Annotated in this window: 18 protein-coding genes; 6 read left to right on the top strand and 12 right to left on the bottom strand. The window is 31.9% G+C overall.

Annotated elements, in window-relative coordinates:
• Positions 1–10 precede the first annotated feature (10 nt).
• Complete coding sequence (locus D1866_RS06915) at positions 11–808, top strand: slipin family protein (RefSeq protein WP_013774820.1); 798 nt, start codon at positions 11–13, stop codon at positions 806–808.
• A gap of 126 nt (positions 809–934) precedes the next feature.
• Here the strand turns inward: D1866_RS06915 and D1866_RS06920 are convergent, their stop codons facing one another.
• The 3 genes from D1866_RS06920 to D1866_RS06930 form a co-directional block, all read right to left on the bottom strand.
• Positions 935–1,336, bottom strand: coding sequence for a rhodanese-like domain-containing protein (locus D1866_RS06920; protein ID WP_152941706.1), 402 nt, complete (start codon positions 1,334–1,336; stop codon positions 935–937).
• Positions 1,337–1,435: 99 nt separating this feature from the next.
• On the bottom strand, positions 1,436–1,795 hold the full coding sequence (locus D1866_RS06925) for a DUF2203 domain-containing protein (protein ID WP_152941704.1): 360 nt from the start codon (positions 1,793–1,795) through the stop codon (positions 1,436–1,438).
• A gap of 55 nt (positions 1,796–1,850) precedes the next feature.
• Positions 1,851–3,824, bottom strand: coding sequence for a 4Fe-4S binding protein (locus D1866_RS06930; RefSeq protein ID WP_152941701.1), 1,974 nt, complete (start codon positions 3,822–3,824; stop codon positions 1,851–1,853).
• Between the two features lie 207 nt (positions 3,825–4,031).
• Between D1866_RS06930 and D1866_RS06935 the strand changes: the two genes are divergently transcribed.
• Complete coding sequence (locus D1866_RS06935; RefSeq protein WP_152941699.1) at positions 4,032–4,865, top strand: hypothetical protein; 834 nt, start codon at positions 4,032–4,034, stop codon at positions 4,863–4,865.
• 54 nt (positions 4,866–4,919) lie between these two features.
• Positions 4,920–7,265 (top strand): M1 family metallopeptidase, encoded by a 2,346-nt coding sequence (locus D1866_RS06940; protein WP_196773530.1) that lies wholly within the window; start codon positions 4,920–4,922, stop codon positions 7,263–7,265.
• Here D1866_RS06940 and D1866_RS06945 read toward each other — a convergent pair.
• Together D1866_RS06945 and D1866_RS06950 are read right to left on the bottom strand one after the other, a co-directional pair.
• Positions 7,251–7,949, bottom strand: coding sequence for a hypothetical protein (locus tag D1866_RS06945; RefSeq protein WP_152941695.1), 699 nt, complete (start codon positions 7,947–7,949; stop codon positions 7,251–7,253). The two genes, D1866_RS06940 and D1866_RS06945, sit on opposite strands and share 15 nt — an antisense overlap.
• A gap of 5 nt (positions 7,950–7,954) precedes the next feature.
• Positions 7,955–9,010 (bottom strand): radical SAM/SPASM domain-containing protein, encoded by a 1,056-nt coding sequence (locus tag D1866_RS06950; RefSeq protein ID WP_155861105.1) that lies wholly within the window; start codon positions 9,008–9,010, stop codon positions 7,955–7,957.
• A 110-nt stretch (positions 9,011–9,120) separates the two neighbouring features.
• Here D1866_RS06950 and D1866_RS06955 point away from each other — a divergent pair, with 110 nt between their 5' ends.
• The gene (locus tag D1866_RS06955; RefSeq protein WP_152941694.1) at positions 9,121–9,531 is read left to right on the top strand and encodes a hypothetical protein; all 411 of its coding nucleotides are present in this window, start codon (positions 9,121–9,123) and stop codon (positions 9,529–9,531) included.
• On the opposite strand, the gene D1866_RS06960 is transcribed toward D1866_RS06955, so the two are convergent.
• From D1866_RS06960 to D1866_RS06990, 7 genes are all read right to left on the bottom strand, one after another.
• On the bottom strand, positions 9,523–10,092 hold the full coding sequence (locus D1866_RS06960) for a hypothetical protein (protein WP_152941692.1): 570 nt from the start codon (positions 10,090–10,092) through the stop codon (positions 9,523–9,525). The genes D1866_RS06955 and D1866_RS06960 overlap by 9 nt on opposite strands.
• A gap of 84 nt (positions 10,093–10,176) precedes the next feature.
• Complete coding sequence (locus D1866_RS06965; RefSeq protein WP_152941690.1) at positions 10,177–11,238, bottom strand: glycosyltransferase family 2 protein; 1,062 nt, start codon at positions 11,236–11,238, stop codon at positions 10,177–10,179.
• Positions 11,239–11,258: 20 nt separating this feature from the next.
• Complete coding sequence (locus tag D1866_RS06970) at positions 11,259–11,918, bottom strand: hypothetical protein (RefSeq protein WP_152941688.1); 660 nt, start codon at positions 11,916–11,918, stop codon at positions 11,259–11,261.
• 2 nt (positions 11,919–11,920) lie between these two features.
• On the bottom strand, positions 11,921–12,559 hold the full coding sequence (locus tag D1866_RS06975; RefSeq protein WP_152941686.1) for a TenA family protein: 639 nt from the start codon (positions 12,557–12,559) through the stop codon (positions 11,921–11,923).
• Entirely contained in the window at positions 12,556–13,275 is a 720-nt protein-coding gene (locus D1866_RS06980) for an SDR family NAD(P)-dependent oxidoreductase (protein ID WP_152941684.1), read from the bottom strand. The genes D1866_RS06975 and D1866_RS06980 overlap by 4 nt, the downstream gene beginning before the upstream one ends.
• Before the next feature lie 10 nt (positions 13,276–13,285).
• Positions 13,286–15,214, bottom strand: coding sequence for a thioredoxin domain-containing protein (locus D1866_RS06985; protein ID WP_155861106.1), 1,929 nt, complete (start codon positions 15,212–15,214; stop codon positions 13,286–13,288).
• A 30-nt stretch (positions 15,215–15,244) separates the two neighbouring features.
• Entirely contained in the window at positions 15,245–15,898 is a 654-nt protein-coding gene (locus tag D1866_RS06990; RefSeq protein WP_152941682.1) for a hypothetical protein, read from the bottom strand.
• A 172-nt stretch (positions 15,899–16,070) separates the two neighbouring features.
• Here D1866_RS06990 and D1866_RS06995 point away from each other — a divergent pair, with 172 nt between their 5' ends.
• Both D1866_RS06995 and D1866_RS07000 read left to right on the top strand, forming a co-directional pair.
• Positions 16,071–16,967, top strand: a complete 897-nt coding sequence (locus D1866_RS06995; RefSeq protein ID WP_152941680.1) for a tRNA guanosine transglycosylase family protein — start codon at positions 16,071–16,073, stop codon at positions 16,965–16,967.
• The gene (locus tag D1866_RS07000) at positions 16,930–17,454 is read left to right on the top strand and encodes a DUF5591 domain-containing protein (protein ID WP_152941678.1); all 525 of its coding nucleotides are present in this window, start codon (positions 16,930–16,932) and stop codon (positions 17,452–17,454) included. Before D1866_RS06995 ends, D1866_RS07000 begins: the two co-directional genes overlap by 38 nt.
• The last annotated feature ends 46 nt before the right edge of the window (positions 17,455–17,500 follow it).

Consider the following 17,500-nt stretch of genomic DNA (forward strand, 5'->3'; position numbering starts at 1 on the left):
TATATAAGGTATGGATACAGGTTTAATAATTGGTTTAGTTTTACTTTTGATAATAATCTTAATATTTGTAGGAATGTCATTAAGACAAGTTAAAGAATGGGAAAGGGCTGTAGTTTTAAGGTTAGGTAGAATTTTGGGAGTAAAGGGTCCAGGTATAATTTTTCTAATTCCCTTCGTCGATAGACCAGTAATAGTTGATTTAAGAATAGTTACTGTAGATATTCCTCCTCAAACAATTATAACTAAAGATAACGTAACTATATCTATAGATGCTGTAGTATATTATAAGGTATTAGATCCCATCAAGGCAGTCTCAATGGTTTACAATTATAGATCTGCAGTTTTAAATATTTCTCAAACTTCCTTAAGAGACATTGTAGGCCAAATGGAACTAGACGAGGTCTTAAGTAAGAGGGAAGAGATAAACAAAAAATTGCAAGAGATATTAGATAATTATACTGAAGCGTGGGGAATAAAAGTCACCGCTGTCACAGTGAGGGACATAAAGCTTTCTCCTGATCTATTATCTGCGATGGCTAGACAAGCTGAGGCTGAAAGACAAAGGAGAGCTAGAGTAATTTTAAGTGAAGGGGAAAGGCAGGCTTCAACGATACTGGCTGAAGCTTCTCAAGCATATAAAAATAATCCAGCAGCTCTTCAACTTAGATTCTTAGAGACGCTTTCGGATATCTCACAAAAAGGAGGATTAATAATAGTGGTCCCAGCAGGTCAAGAATTATATCCAACGATTTCACTAGCATCATTTGCGGCAAGCTATGTAAAACAACAAGAAATAGGACAGAAATAAAAATAAATTTTAACTTTACATCGATAATGCTTCAAGTACTAAGTATTCTTCTAATTCCATGATTATCAAGTATAACTCTGCCGGCAATTTTAAAAATACTTGCCATTAGAACCTATAGACAGAAGTCTAACTTTCAATAGAATCTAGTAATTTCATCCATTTTTTACCGTTTTCATCCATTCCGCTCTCAACTTCATAGCCCATTGCCATCCATCCTGCCACTCCATATTGCATATGTATTGCTTTCTTTTTGTATATGTGAGGCATTCCGTAAGTAGCATATAATGCTCTATTTCCATGCTCACATATTACTGCAACGTCATTATCTGGTAGGAATTTTGATAGAACTTCAAGATAATCTAAGGGCATTAATATTGCGCCAGGTATATGATGGTCTTCATATTCCTCTGGTGTTCTTACGTCTATTAGAGTTATCTTGTTTTGCTTCCATAATTTCCTTACGGAAGAAGGAGGTAAGCTAAGAATATGTTTGTAATAAGGGGTAGTATATTGCTCTACAACTTGCATAGGGTAAAAATGGTTATTATACTTAAATATCTTTCTTTTAATACTAGTGTTATAAGTTTTTCAAGAATAATAAGAAATTATAAAATTATTTATTTTTAATCAAGTATAGCTTAAAATGTCTTCTTTTCCAGTTATTCTCTTCCTTCCAGCAAATCCCTCTTCTACGTAGTGCCAAAAACTTATCTTTTCTTCTCCATCTTTCCAACATAGGTAAGCAGGCCTTCCATTTATTACTGCAGGAAAATCAAGTATTCCTAAATCCGGATCTCTTATTATTATTCCCTGGGACGTTATTTCCTTAATTATCTTATCTATCTTTTTAGCACCTTCGCTTAATGCCTCTTTCTCTCCTTTGACTAATGCCTCTTCAATTTGCAATCTAGTCTGTCTAAGTTCTTTTATCTTTTCCTTTATCCAGGGGAGTAAAGAATTAGCAGTGTTTAAATCAAAGTAGATCATAAGAAAAAATAGTAAAACTTGAATATTAAGAATGATGAACCTTACAAGGGCTGATTTATGATGTCCTGGCTTTCGCTGATCTAAATGCGTTCCTTATATCTATAATTTCCAGATTATTGTAGGGGCAAGCTTCTACACAATCTCCGCAACCTACACATGAAATCCTATTAGTGTATCCTTTAGATAGTACATCAGTTCTTATAGGTATTTTAACCGGGCAAGCACTTTCACATTGTACAGTTTTACAACTTTTGCAAGTATCTACCGAATCTGCCTTTATCTTAAAGAGAATTTTATTGAATAAACCAGCAAAATTTCCGAATCCGCACCAACCCTGTCTGGCACATGCATACGTCCCGAATACTGGTGTTAGAAAGAAGAAGAACCACCATATATAATTAAGTGTAAACATTCCATAAAAGTCCAGTAAAGGTATCTGTAAAGTTCCTATCGAAGGATTCTTTGCGATTCCTAGATATATTAGAAAAACATAAGTGAATACTATTACCATTATGCTCAAACTTATCCATCTAATGTATTCCCAAATTTTACTAGATTTTTTTGGTTTAAATTGATCATAATATATGTTAGTCCACATATGTGCTGACATGCATACTAGGTTACAGTAAGCTCTCCTTCCAAAAAGCGTTGATGCCAGGGCTATAGCTACTAAAGATAATGTTAAAGATAGTAATGTAGGAGCAAATTCTGGATTAATATGAGAAAGCATTCCACTCATTCCAAAGATATACGTTGGAGTGTAATAAGGAAGTAACCATACAAATAATGGGATTCCTACGAGTATGGCTACTGCCCAACTTTTAACATTAGAATTCTTAGCTGTTTTAAATCTCTCATATACTAAATAGCTCATTTCTGCACCCATCATAACCACATAGAATGGCATCATAGTGGTCATCATTATTAGCATATATGATGCCCAGAATCCTGCAAATAGAATATTATGAGTGGTCATCATTGCTTGCTTATAAGCCATGGAAGTCATGCTCCAAGGATCTGTAGGAAATATCCACCACCATGGATTGGAAGTAGGACTCCACATTAACATATGCATATGATCTATTGGTTTACTATCATGCATGCTCATCATACTAGGCATCCACAAGTTGTTGGTTATTCTGAATCCTAGTACACTTTCTCCAAATCCCATAGTTAATTCGGCAAAATTAATAAATATTACAAATACTAGAGTATATTTTAAACTTAGTTTTATTTTCACATCTTTAAATCTATAAAGTACTAAAGTAAAGTACCATACCATGGAAGCAATCATTGTTAAAGAAATTGTATAAAGGTCTTTAGATGTTGCATATATTGATAAACTAAGCATCATTACAAAATCAAAAAATCCTAACGATATTGATAGTAACTGTGCGTTGAATGTTAATTTTCTTGATTCGATTAGATATAATGTTATTATATTAACTATCATAATTATCGAAGCAATTAAGGATCCTACTAGTTCTGTGTATGCAGATAACGTAAAGAAGATGTTAGGCATGAAAGCCATCGAGGCTGCAAATGTAAATAATGCCAATTCCTCGATTTTTCTTGGAGATAGAGCTAAGAAGAATATTGAATCTGCCAACATCATAACTCCGAAGGCTATGTTACTCACTGAGTCAATTAAAGGATTTATATGAGGTCCAAAAGCTTCGGAATATGCATAGCCCATCGCAATTTCGTCAGCAACTATGGTTAAAGCTAAAGTTAAAGCAGAACTCTTATCTTCTCTCCATCTGGTTACTGAATTCTTCATCATAGTAGAGAGTATTATGGGTATTGAAGCAATAATTAAGGATGCGGGTTCTATTATTATACTCCCGTGTGAGAACAAAATATAACCAATATCTACAGCCTCTACTGACATGTAAAGTAATACTGAGCTTACGAAGAATATAGCCTTCTTATTTACTATTGGCCTTCTTAGCAAATAATAAAGAATTATAAAGTCTGCAGCCATCATTCCAATTATATACACAAGGATTGCTAATTGTAGATAATTCATAAGATAATTTCAATTCATATAGTATATAAACCTTAGTTTTAATGATTAGAAAACGTATAAAATTTTAACTTTTTAACTTTTCTTACCCATATGTATACAAAAAGCTTACTTGAGCAACTATTAAAGATTATACATATAATGCGCGTCATAAATAAGTAAGAATTCCTTACAATCTATTTTAATTAGCTTAAATAATAACCTTAAACTATGATCGTAAGAATATTTAAGGACGATGAGACGTATGTTATAAACAATTTTAATGGCAATATTTATGGTAGTAATGCATATGAGGCAGGTAGGGTATTTTATTTTATCCAAAAAGCCATATATTCTATGCCAAGACTTTATGGTAAAGTGAATGACTTTAAGGATTCTTTAAATTCTTGGAAAAAGGCATTTGATGAGACTTTGTCTAGTATGATCTCTTTAATGCTTACTGAAGGAAGAATAAAGTTTTATGCCAATTTCGAGGTTGAGAGCGAAATATTTAATATGAAAGGTAAAATTGATGGTAATAAAGTAAGTTTATCTTCTAGTTTACTTAAGATTCCAGAGGGAATAACAAACGATTTAAAGGGAGTGATTTTACTTGATTCATTTTATTTTAATCATATGGAACGAAAAAGACCTTTTATTTTACCTTCTGCTAGAGACGGTTTTCTAGCATCATTTTATAAGTTTGTTGTATTTCAATCTGAGGGAATTTCTAGTATTCCTAAAAGTATGGGTATTGCTGCTGAGTTCATTAATTCAATCTCTATAAATCCTGGATATAAGGATGAAATTTTAGGGCATCAGATTGTTGTAAACGATGAAGGTCTTTTTATTGATGATCAGCCAGCATATAATTCCTTCTCTGAATTACTCAGTTTATTTGCACTAAAGTATTTTTTATTAAATACTACAAGCAATGATGTGCTTATTATTGAAGATGTAGAAGCTCATCTAAGCAATGAAGGAAAAGCTCTTCTTAACGAGTATTTAAAGACTGCTAAATGTAACATTATCTTTGTAAGTAATTACAGTAAGTTTTCAGAGTAATATCACTCTCTATTACCCTAAAGCAAGTTTTTAATTATACCCTAAAAGATTTAGATTATGCAGATAGATTCGTACGATGTATTTATAGAATTTGATTTTAAAGGATTACAGTATCATGGAATAGAAAAGATAAAATTAAGCACAGAAGACAAGGTTGTATTAGACGCTGAGGGCGTTAAAGTTACAAGGGTAAGCATTAGTGGTAAAAGTGTTGACTTTCTATCAGATGAGAAGACTGTAACAATATCTACTGGTAATTTTTCTGGAATTATTGAAGTAGAATTTGAGGGTAAAGTAAGAGACGATTTGGTTGGAATGTATATAGCGCCTTATGATAATTCCTATATCTTTACTACTCAGTTTGAGTCTTCTCATGCTAGAAAGTTTATTCCGTGTGTTGATAACCCATCATATAAGGCAGAATTCAAGTTTACTGTAAAGGTCGACAAGGATCTAGATGTAATATCTAATATGCCACCTCAAAAAATATATTATGAAGGAGATAAAAAAATAATAGAATTTTTAAAGACTCCTAAAATGTCTACATATTTAATTTACATGGGAGTAGGAAAATTCGAAGAATATTATGATTATTCTTCCCAACCTATAGTTATAGTGGCTACTGTACCAGGTAAGATTTCAAAAGCTAAAATTCCCGCTGATTTTGCGAGGAAGTTTATCAAGTTTTACGAAGATTATTATGGAATAAAATATCAATTACCTAAGGCGCACTTTATAGCAATTCCAGAATTTGCATTCGGAGCTATGGAGAATTGGGGTGCAATAACTTTTAGAGAGACTGCATTACTAGCTGACGAAAATTCTAGTGTAAGGCAATTAAGAAGAGTAGCTGAAGTAATAGCTCATGAACTAGCTCATCAATGGTTCGGAGATTTAGTTACTATGAAATGGTGGAACGACTTATGGCTTAACGAAAGTTTTGCAACTTTTATGAGTTATAAGGCAGTAAATTGGCTTCATCCAGATTGGGACTATTGGGGTGAATTTTTGTACAGCGAAACTGCAGGAGCGATGGAAAAAGATTCTCTTCATATAACACATCCTATAGAAGTTGAGGTCAAAAAACCAGAAGAAATTGAACAGTTATTTGATGATATAAGCTATGGCAAAGGCGCAAGTATATTAAGAATGATAGAATCCTATATGGGAGAAGAAGAGTTTAGGAAAGGTATATCTAATTATCTAAATAAATTCAGTTTCTCCAATGCAGAAGGTAGAGATTTATGGAATAGTCTAGAAGAAGCTTCTGGAAAGCCTATAAGTAAGATTATGCCTTCGTGGATAGTGCAGGAAGGTTATCCTTTGATAACTGTAAAAGTTAAGGACAATATAATTAAATTCGAGCAAAGAAGATTTATGCTAGATGGTAGTACTGATGATAAAATTTACATGGTTCCGTTAACTTTAGAGGTAAATGGAAATAAGAAAATTTCACTTCTTCTTGATTCTAAAGAGAAGGAGTATAATGTTGGTGAGAAGGTAAACTCAATAAAGGTTAACTTGAATAGGGCCGGATTTTATAGAGTTTACTATGACGACTTAAAGATTCTAGGGAGTATGAATCATTTAGAGAAGTTTGGATTGATTAATGATTACTTTAATTTCCTTTTAGCAGGAATTATTCCATTTGAAGAGTACGAGAAAATAGTTCAATCTATGATGAATGAGGAATCTTATTTGCCTGTACTAGAGCTGGCATCACAGCTCTTTAAGTTATACGCCATAAATCCTAAGAAATATAGTAGTCTTGCTTTACAATTTCATGAATCACAAGAGAAAATATGGAGAACAAAGACTGACGCATTAGGTAAGCTTACTTACTCTAACATTATCGAAAACTTAGTTCAAATGGACTATAATTTTGCATTAGAGTTATCTAAAGAAATGGCTAACTTTTCTTCGATAGATCCTAATAAGAAAGATGCAGTGGCAATGGCTTATGCAATAGTTAATGAAGACTCAGTATTTGACGAAATTCTAGATAAATATAGAAAGGAAAAATTTGATGAAGAAAAAATGACTTATTTAAAGGCAATTTTATCATTCAAGAAACCTTATCTTGTAACTAATACCTTAAGTTTAAGTTTAACAGGAGAAATAAAGAAACAAGACATTGTTAGGATATTGCCTATAGTAGCGTATAACGTAGAAGCTAAGGAGGCTGTATGGAGCTGGTTAAAAACATATATGGATAATATTAGAAAATATTACCAAGGAACAGGAATATTAGGAAGAGTACTATCTGATGTCTTACCAATCTTAGGTATAGGAAGAGAGAAAGAAGTAGAAGAGTACTTTAATAAGCATCCAATGCCAGAAGCAGAAAAAGGAATAAAGCAAGGAATAGAGAAATTAAAAATCTTCTCAAGGCTTGCCTAAATTTGTTATATACGATATGAGTTTTGTAGCATCGTTTTTTTGAATTTCGTCATATATAATGATATCAGATGAATTCCTTGAATTTAAATTGCATGATAAAAGTAACGATTTATTGTCTATTATTACTATACTAAAACTTAATGCATTACTTTCTATAATATTAAGTTTTTTTGCTAGAATATTTCTAGTTGATGTCAATTCATCTAGAGTTTTTTGAACCTCAATATTAAGCATATTAAGTTTACTTTCCTCAGCTTTTATCATATTTCTTATATATATGAACTGTATTATATTAATTATTATAATAATTATGAATGATATTAAAGTAACTAACGAATGAATTGTGTTTCTAATAAGGAGAACTATGACAATAGATATTGAAATTATAAGTATAATATATCTTAATCTCGAATAAATAATAATTTTATCCCTTAATCTTAAATAACTCTTCCTTATCTTATTTTCTTCATCCTTCTTATAACTAATTTTTTGATTTGCGAGCCATCTAGCCCAGTTCTTATCAGATGTAATTATTGTAGTTTGTACTCCGCTTGCAGCTCTATTTATTATTGCTTCTATAAAATCCTCAGAAAATCCGCCAGTAGCTATAGTTATTTCATCCGTAGCTCTATTTAATAATTCCATAATCTTTGGAAATATATTTTTTGCATATTCGATTTTCATATTTGTCACGGTATTACTTCAGTAGAATCTAGTGTAGGATCGTATTTTAAGTCACTAAGCTTTATTATTCCTTGTTCTATCAATTCCTTTATTGTCGGAATTATTGATAATACAGTTTTTAAATATTCTTTAGTTATTTCATCAACTTCTTTAAATCCTTCTTCTCCCCAGTAGTTTTCCTTCATAGAATATAAGCATCTTCCGCCACAGTATTCCTTGAATTCGCATTTTTTGCATACTTCTGGAAGAGGATCTTCAAGAAGTTTAAATCCTGAGCTAACATTTCCTAAAACAGCCCAATTTTCCCAAACAGCAATTGGACAAGATAATATTCTTCCATCAGTAGTAACAGCAACAGATTTATATCCTGCTCCGCAAGGAGATCCTTTATATCCGCCAAAGAAATAAGCGCTTAATACGCCAAGAATAGGAATAATTTTTAACACTTTTCCCTTTTTTAACTCCTCTAAAAATAGATCTACTAATTTTTTTATTCCAGGTAAATAGGATTCTTTAGCCCATTTCTCAACGTTCCATTTATCACTCCATATTACATTCAGCTGCCAATGTATTTTATCAAATATTCCCAAGCTTAATAAGTGAGTTACTTCTTTAAATATGTCAGAATCCTGTGTTACTGTCATTCTTGCAATGGTTTCTATCCCTAGAGATTTGAGATAACCGGCATTTTTAACTACGATATCGTAAATATGTTTGCCTCTATGCTTTTCAGTTATCTCTTTTCTTCCATCTATCGATAGTAGCGCAACGTTAATTTTCTTCCAGTAATTTTCTGGAAGAAGCTTAATAAGCGTACCGTTTGTTTGTATTCCATATCTTTTTGCTTTTATGTAATCCAAGAATTTCATAATAAATTTGGGATTAGATAAAGGCTCACCACCATAGAATATAACCGTAGCTTCCGGATCTCTCTCAATTAAACTCTTTAGTTTGTTAATGTCGTATTTAACATTCCAAGGAACTACATCTTTAGGAAAAGATCCACCGCAATAATCGCACTTTAGATTGCATTTACCAGACGTAAATACTAGCCATAACACAAGTAAAATACGTAGGAACTTTTATAAAATAATCGCTTAGCGTCAAATATTAATTGATACAAAAGAGAAATATTCATAACATTTATAATTTATAAGTGTGAAATTAACATGTGGTAAGATTAGATAGATTGAGCAGACTAATGATTTTAGCAGGTATTATTATGTTACTTTCCAGTATAATTTTGGGCGATATTCTACTTCAAGTAAATTCTTCATCTCAAGAGCTTATTATACCTCCTCATTACACTTTAGTAACAAGCTTTAATCCAAATAGTATAGTAGTTTTTCAAGGAAACGGAGTTAGTATTCATGGAAATAACGTATACACAGTAGACTGTAAGGTAATTAATCTTCAAGGTAAGGTTAGTATAATAAATAATTCGTCTTACTCTGTCAATTTAAATGAAAAAACAATACTATTGCCAGGAGTTCTCTATATCATTATTTTTCCTATAATTATAATAGGCGGTATTATATTTATTTCAGGAATTTTAATCTCTATGTATTTAAGATTAAGATAACAATTGAGAGGCCAATTTTGACGCTATATCCTCTTGATATTCTTTAATTTTATAGTATAGAAGTAATGCCTTAGATAGCCTTTCCATGGCATCATTTAATGATTCCTTAGTCAAAGGTCTAGAGAGGTCTATTGAAATTCTTAAGTAATCGTCTATATCTTCATACTCTATTCCTTTGCTTCTCGCAATATCATTTACAAGATCTACGCCATTAAATGTTTGCAAACCTAAATCTGGAGACGTATATAGTTTGTTACCTTCTATCATAATTGTAATAAATTCCCTCCAATATCTAGGTTTATATAATGCTTCTCTAAATTTGTCAATTTTCTCAATTTTATTTGAGAATGCATACTTTATGTCCTCTGAAGTTTCTATTGGATATATTAAGATTCCGTATGTGTCAAATTCTTTTGTCATATATTTTCCTTCTTTTCCAGATATTATTTGCCAGTCATCGTCACTAACTATTGTATACTTTGAAATAGAATCCCTAAACTCGTAAAGATTAAAATGTATTTCTATAACTGCTTCAGCTGTGGTCCTTTCATCATAACTCATGCAGTGCTCGACCTCATCACTTTGTATAAAATTATTATTCAGATTCTAAAAACTTATTTCATCAATCAAAGGGGTGGAACGTCATCACTTATTTTCCACTATGTAAATCTTATCTCTCCATATTATTTCCTTTTTCCTCCAGCTTAATATTAGTACCACCCATGCAAAATAAATGCCTATTATAGATAATAACGAGGGTAAAATGGCCTTCCTACCTAGTCTCCTGCCTCTAAGCAGGTTCTTTATTATCCATAGCAAGAAAGGTAATAAAAGGAGGAAATTTTTAATCAGAATAAGAGAAATTAATAGGATTACCATATACAAACCAAACGGTATAAATGCTCTAGCTCCTCTATAAGAGTAAATTTTTACTGTTAATACTTGTCTCTGTGCCCACTTAAATAAGTTATGTTCATCGTAAACATTAAGTGGTATGGCATTGCCTATAAAGCCTATTTTTCCTTTTCTTTCTTTTACTATTCTAGTAAGAGTGCAGTCATCACACCACTCTTTACTTAAGGATTTAAGCACATGATCGTTAAAGAAATTTCTTCTAAACGCCATAGAACCTCCCCATAAGAAAGTCCCACCTATAGCTTGAGACTCTATGCCCAATGTCCAAAATCCTGCTCTTACCAGATTTTTTAACGTTAATCTAGCAGGACTGGCAAAAGAAAAAGTTGTAGTTGCCATATATTTACTTAATGGTAATGTCAGTTCTCTTAGCCAATATTTTGGATACCATGTATCAGAATCTCCAAAAACTATTATATCTCCATTGCTTCGAAGTAAACCAGAGATTTGAGCCCTTATTTTCCCGCTACACATATTGCAATTATAAAATGTGTGGACAATTTTTACATTGTACTTCTTAAGTATATTCTCAATAGTTTCTCTATAAGGATCATCTGGATCTACCACGTAAATTATTTCTAGTGGCTTGATATCTTGGTTAAGTAAAGATTTTACGTTTTCCTCGAAATTTACATCTATGCCTCTAACTGGTATTATTACGCTAATATTTCCGCGATAATTACCTCCTTTAGGTTCTTTAAAAAATTTCTTATTCTCTGCATAAATCTGCATAAATATGCCTAGATCTAGTAAAATACTAGATATCAATATCAACAATGTGATAAGGTTCATGACTAGTCAGAGTACCAGAACTAAAAAATATTAACCGCTATTGGCTGTGATTTTTCTAAGAATCTTTTTATTTCTAGATATCTTTCGTCAAAAGTAGAAATATTTTTTACGATTGTAGATACCTTATTATTGGGTATCCAGTTAACACAGTCCTCAGAGGAAAATGTTTCCACGTTACTAGAATCAAGCCAATATATAACTCTTAAGCACTCATTATTAACTGACAAGGACATTTTTAGTCTTCTTTCACTTTCAAATCTTGGACTATTTTTTAGAAAATCTCTTCCTATATCGTAATCTATGTAGTCAATGTTAAAATCCAGATATCTTTCTGGAGATATGCTTTCTACGTTAAGGTCCTCTACAAAATTTTTAAGTAAACTAATTGGAATTTCATATCTTAGACTGTTCTCATTTAAATCTTCAACTATTCCTGGCTTTAGAGAATTTAGTATGGAATTTATTTCAGTTATCGCATCTTTACCTTTTTTAGTAGATAAATTGTTAAAGTCAAATAGTTTGCCATTAGAAAATGTGAGTCTAAAATCCTTTGTAAATAATCTCAAGTATCTGCATGAAGAACTTGCAGTAAGCTCTATGACGCTTCCTCTATTATTACAGTAAAAATTTAGAGATTGAGGCTTGCAAGTAAATTTTACACTTATTTCTTTAATCCACAAGTTTAATCGCCGATGATTAATGTTGGTTCCTTTTTTAATGCTGATTCCCAGAACATTATTTCAAATCTTACGCTATTCACGAATGGTATAACAAGAGATTCTGAGTATTTTATAGAGTTTAATGCCTCAAGAATCGCATCTACTCTTTTTTTATATTCATCAGAGGCATAAAATTCAGCCCATTTTGAATATAATTCATTAGGCGAATCTTTAACGAATTTACCTACTTCATAATATCCCCACATGCATGGTGCCCATGCAGCAAGGAATTCTTCCCAGCTTTTGGTAGAATAATAGTACAAGTGGCGTGTATATGCGTAATTAACTAGAGAATATCCAGTATTCTGGATCTCTTCATGAGAGATACCAAGTCTTGATAATAGCCAGCTATGAACTTCCATCCCTTTATCTCTAGTATCAAAAATTGATTTCAGAATCTTTGTAGAATGAGTTAAAGGAGCTAAAGAAGAGGCACGTAACAAGCTTTTTAGCATCATTTCTACATATTTAGAATCTTGAATTAAATAATATCTAAAAGATTCTAAATCTAGGCTCCCTTCTTTCATCTTAATTACAAATTCGTGTTTAACATAATTTTCCCATAGCTTTCCTGCTTTTTCTCTCAAAATATCGCTATTCATCTTAATCTTGCACCTCCATCAACTGGAATTACAACTCCATTAATCCATTCTGCTTCATCAGTTAATAACCATGTTATAACTCTTGCAAAATCTTCTGGCGGAGCTTTCACATCTCCAAGTTTTCTTAGTTTTTTCCAGTCTCTATTAGGTTGAAAATCTCCGTAAATCCAACTAGGCGCAATTCCTACTACTCTTATTTGCTTATCTAATAATTCCGAAGCTAAAACTTCTACAGCTTTTGCAGTAGCAGATTTTGAAATTGCGTAGGAAAGCTGATTTGGAAGTGCCTTATCTATTCCTCTCATGGCTGATATTAACACAATAGTAGAACCTTCATTAAGATAATTTAATGCTGCAGAAATAATATAAAGTGGATATTTTACATGATTATTTATCATTTCGTCTAATCCAGTAAGATTCTCCACATTATCTTCTATATAACCCCCTATGGAAATCACTATTCCATCAAGTTTTCTTTTAATTAATTCGTAAGATTTACTTAATACGTCTTTTGCAGAGCTAAGATCTACTACTCTCTCCACTATGTAATCAATTTCGCCTAGATTTTTTAACGAGTTAACTATTTCTTGAAGCTTCTCTTTGTTTCCAGAATTAATAATTACTTTTGCTCCTTCCTTTAGTAAAAAATATGCTAAAGCATAACCTAAACCTTTACTTACACCAACGATTAGTATTGCCTTATCTTTTAACCTCATAAAAGTATTTTTAGCTCAACTTAGTTTTAAGTAAAAGTTTAATTTTCTCTTTCTCGAAAACGGGCATACTGCATGTATTACCTATACACACGTAAGCTCTACTTTTTCCTTTATTGTCATTAAGCATAGCTCTTAACGTTGAGTCTAACCTATCTTTAATATCATCAGATATTTTTTCAACTACTTTTAAAGGATAATATGTAGTTATTGCTTCCTTATGCAAGAGCCCAGCTTTGCCATCCTTTTCATCGACTATAACAACATGAGCTATCCCATTTATTATACTACCTGCAGAAAGTAATAATCCAGAGACAAATGAAGGATCAGAATTTACTAACTTAGATAAAATTTTTTCAATTTCAATATCTATTTTAGATAGCATTGATAGTTTAAGTATTCCTCTTATTGCCAGGGAATTTGGTGACTCGTTAGGCATGTCTCCATAAGGTAATTCTCCATTTGGCTCTTCAAATCCGTCAACCTTTAAGAAATCTTTCAGTTTATTGTATAGCTCTAGAGATAATAAATAGTATCTTTCTTCAGCCGTTACCTCATATGCTGAGATTGAGGCCAATAATGCAGACGCATAATCTTCTAATAGACCTTCTTTTCCTCCAGTAAGTCTTCTACTTACTATAGGTGTTAAGTTCTTAATAATTTTTAGACCATCATCTATTTTTAATGATTGAAATAGAACCTCAGCTAATCTATAATTGGGATAAGAATATGAGTTTGTATCTATTCTAGGCATTTTCCTATTTTTCTGTCTATATTCAAGCATTCTTCTTCTTAAATCTCTAAGTTTTTGTAAAGTAGTATTAATATCGGCATTTATGAGCTTTTTTGCTTCAGTTAAATCAACTCTTAAAACTTTTCTACCCTCAATTACTCCACCTTCTTTCCTTAATCCAAAAAGCTTTATTGCTAATTCTGCTTCTTGACCTAAGGCATCTTTTATTTCTTCTTCTGTCCAAGTGTAATAACCGCCTTCTATACCATCGCTGTCCGCATCTATACTGTTTGAAAAAGCTATGGAATTCTCTAAATCTCTTTTTATAAATTCATAAGTTAAATTATAAGCTTCAAGAAATTCAGCTCTTCCGGTTGCCAAGTAACTCAAATAATAATCTTCTAGTAATTCTGCATTATCTATAAGCAACTTTTCAAAATGTGGGGTTATCCATTCTCTATCTGTAGTGTATCTATGAAATCCTCCACCTACTTGATCAAAGATTCCTCCTTCAAACATTTTAATTAGCGTGAAATTGTTTAATTTCTTTCCTAAATCATCGCCGGTCCAAGCTGAGTAAGCAAGCATAAATTCATCAACTTTAGGATGAGGGAATTTCATACTTTTGCCTAGTCCGCCATATTCGAGATCATAGGCAGAAGTTAATAGTGAGAAAGAAGATTCTATTAAATCCTTATTAAGCTGTCCTTCGTTTTCAGTCTTTACTTTTATTGATAGAGGTATCGACGAATTTAATATCTTATCTCTTTCGTTGTTCCAGATTCTAAGAATCTCATTTAATAGTTTTTTAAACCCAATCCTACCGTAAGAATCCTCCGGAGGAAAGAAAGTACCACCAAAGAAAACATTACCTTCTGGAGTCATAAATACCGTAAGAGGCCATCCAGATTCTCCAGAGATTTCACTTACTATTAATTGTAATTTTCTATCAACTTCTGGCATTTCATCCCTATCAACCTTTATTGCAATAAAGTTCTCATTGATAATCTTAGCAATTTCTTGGTTAGAATACGTCTCCTCATCCATTACATGGCACCAATGACACCACGCTGCTCCTACATCTACGAGTATTAACTTATTTTCCTTCTTAGCCTTTTCAAATGCCTCTTTTGACCAAGGTAACCAATTTACTGGCTGATTTGAAGCCTCTCTTAAATATAAACTTTCAGAATTTGCTAGGCTATTCACTGTATAATGTTGTTAAAATAAAGTTAAAAGTTAAGTTGGACTCTGTTTTCTTTTAATGTAAATATAAAATCCACCTAAAATTACTAGTAGCCCTATGCCTAGAAAATTTACTGAAGAGAATGTAGAAGACTTAGCTTTTCCGAAATAAGCTATTACACATGTGTTATTACTTGCGATTATCCACATAGTTGGGTATGTGTAGTTATTATTCCAACTTATGAAAGACTCACCGTTTGTTCCCCTCGCGTTTAAGGTTAATAAGCTTCCATATAGTACTTTTAATTTAGTAGATTGATTAATAATTTCCTTGCTACCGTTTTGGAAATTAATTATTACTTTCCCAGTTCCATTAATTTTTATGTTTATCCAAACATATATTGGAAATGTCCTTATTATTATTTTACTTAAATTAGCAGGGTTAAATGTTATTGAGGATACGTTCTTACCATTTATCGAAATATTGTAACCTATTATAGACTCATATGCAGTTATAGTAACTGAAGTATTAGGAAGATATAAGGTTTTATTTCCAGTTATTAACTCTATATGATTACAATATTCTACAACAACGGAAATTCCTTTACCTTGTAAAAGAATATTTACTACGTAAGTAGAACTTGTTCCTAACACGGTATTGGTTCCTATTAAAAATATCAGCATTAACGTTGCTATTTTCCTAATCATAGCCTTTGATTTATAATAAAATAAAAGGAGAGAAAGGTGAAAGTCTTTTAAACATTCCTGCTTATAATAAGATCAAATGAAGACCTCAACCTAACCTGAAGAGTGATGACGGGTTGTTCCTCCTGATTGATTGGTATTATTTTTGTATATAGATAAATGTCAATTAATCGTCATGTTTATTGTGAAAGTATTACTTGGAATTCCAGATGAGAGAATCCCGATATGGGAATTAGGTACTCCTTTAATGATTAATCAACTTGTTTGGGATAGTATTCCTTGGGATAACGAAACTTGGGTAGATAGTGGTGGTTATCAAATAATGGTTAAAGGGTTTTCTCTTCAAGTTGATGCGGTATTAAAGAAATATCTTTCTCTCCATGCTGATAATTTCATGAGTTTGGACGTGCCGTCATTTTGTACAGACGTAAATGAGATAAATTTTAAGAATTTTGAATATTTATATGGAAAAATAAATGTAATGCCAATAATTCATGCCTATACTCCAGACGGTATAGAGAAAGCGGTAGAATTCTATTCTCAATATACAGATAAGATAGCTTATGGTGGTATCGTTCCGCCATCATTAAGTGGTAGTAAAAAGATAGTTATCATAATCTATCATTACTTAAGAAGAAAAGTGAAATACCTTCACGTCCTTGGTGCAGGTTCGCCATATATGAGAGAATTATTCTTCAATGCGGATAGTGTAGATACTGCGACTTATAGGATAAAAGCCAGTCGTGGTTTAGTAATAATTCCAGGAAAAGGTGAAAGATATGTTGGAGATAGAAAAATCGTATGGAAGGCCAAAAGGGCTACCGACGAGGATATAGAATTACTATTAAACTTTCTTGAGAAAACTAGGTTTCCTTACAAAGTTGATTTAAAAAACTGGATAAGTAGGGCCCTTATAAACGCTTGGGTATTACTAAATTCCAAATATGAGGAGCCTAACTATTTAATAGATTTTTCAAGGAAAGTTGATAAAATGGGTTCAGACTATTTAAAAGGCGAAATTGAGGAAATGTGTAATGCAGTGTCCTCCTCTTTCAGGACCGCCAATAATTAAAAAGGATGGTGTAGATCTATTTAAAAATCCCATAGTTAGGAAATGGTATGATTTCTTTCTAGAGAATTGGCAGTCCAAAAAAGAGATAGCTTTCCTATTACCTTGCACTTCAGTTAAACCATATAATAGGTCTCCTACTCATAAGTTAGCTTATTCTATAGCTAAGGATAAAGATTATATTCAATTTTATTCAGTATCGGAACCAATGTTGCTTGTTCCTAGGGAATATGAAGAGTGTTATCCATTTAATTCCTATGATTATCCTCCATCAATGATGACAGAGGAAGAGAAGAACGAGTTTGTTGACCTTCTCTCCATTATGCTTAAAAAAATATCTTTTCAACATAAAAGAATAGTTGCAGTATTACCAAAGCATCACTATAATATAGTAAGCAGAGCGTCAGAAAAAGTAGGCATTAAAATAGAAATGCATCCTTATGGTAGATTAGCCTTTAAAACTATAAGTGATGTATTAAAATCATTATAATTTCAAGCCAAGTACCTTTTAATTGATCTTTATTAATCATATTAAC

The sequence above is a fragment of the Acidianus ambivalens genome, from assembly GCF_009729015.1.
Lineage (GTDB): Archaea > Thermoproteota > Thermoprotei_A > Sulfolobales > Sulfolobaceae > Acidianus > Acidianus ambivalens.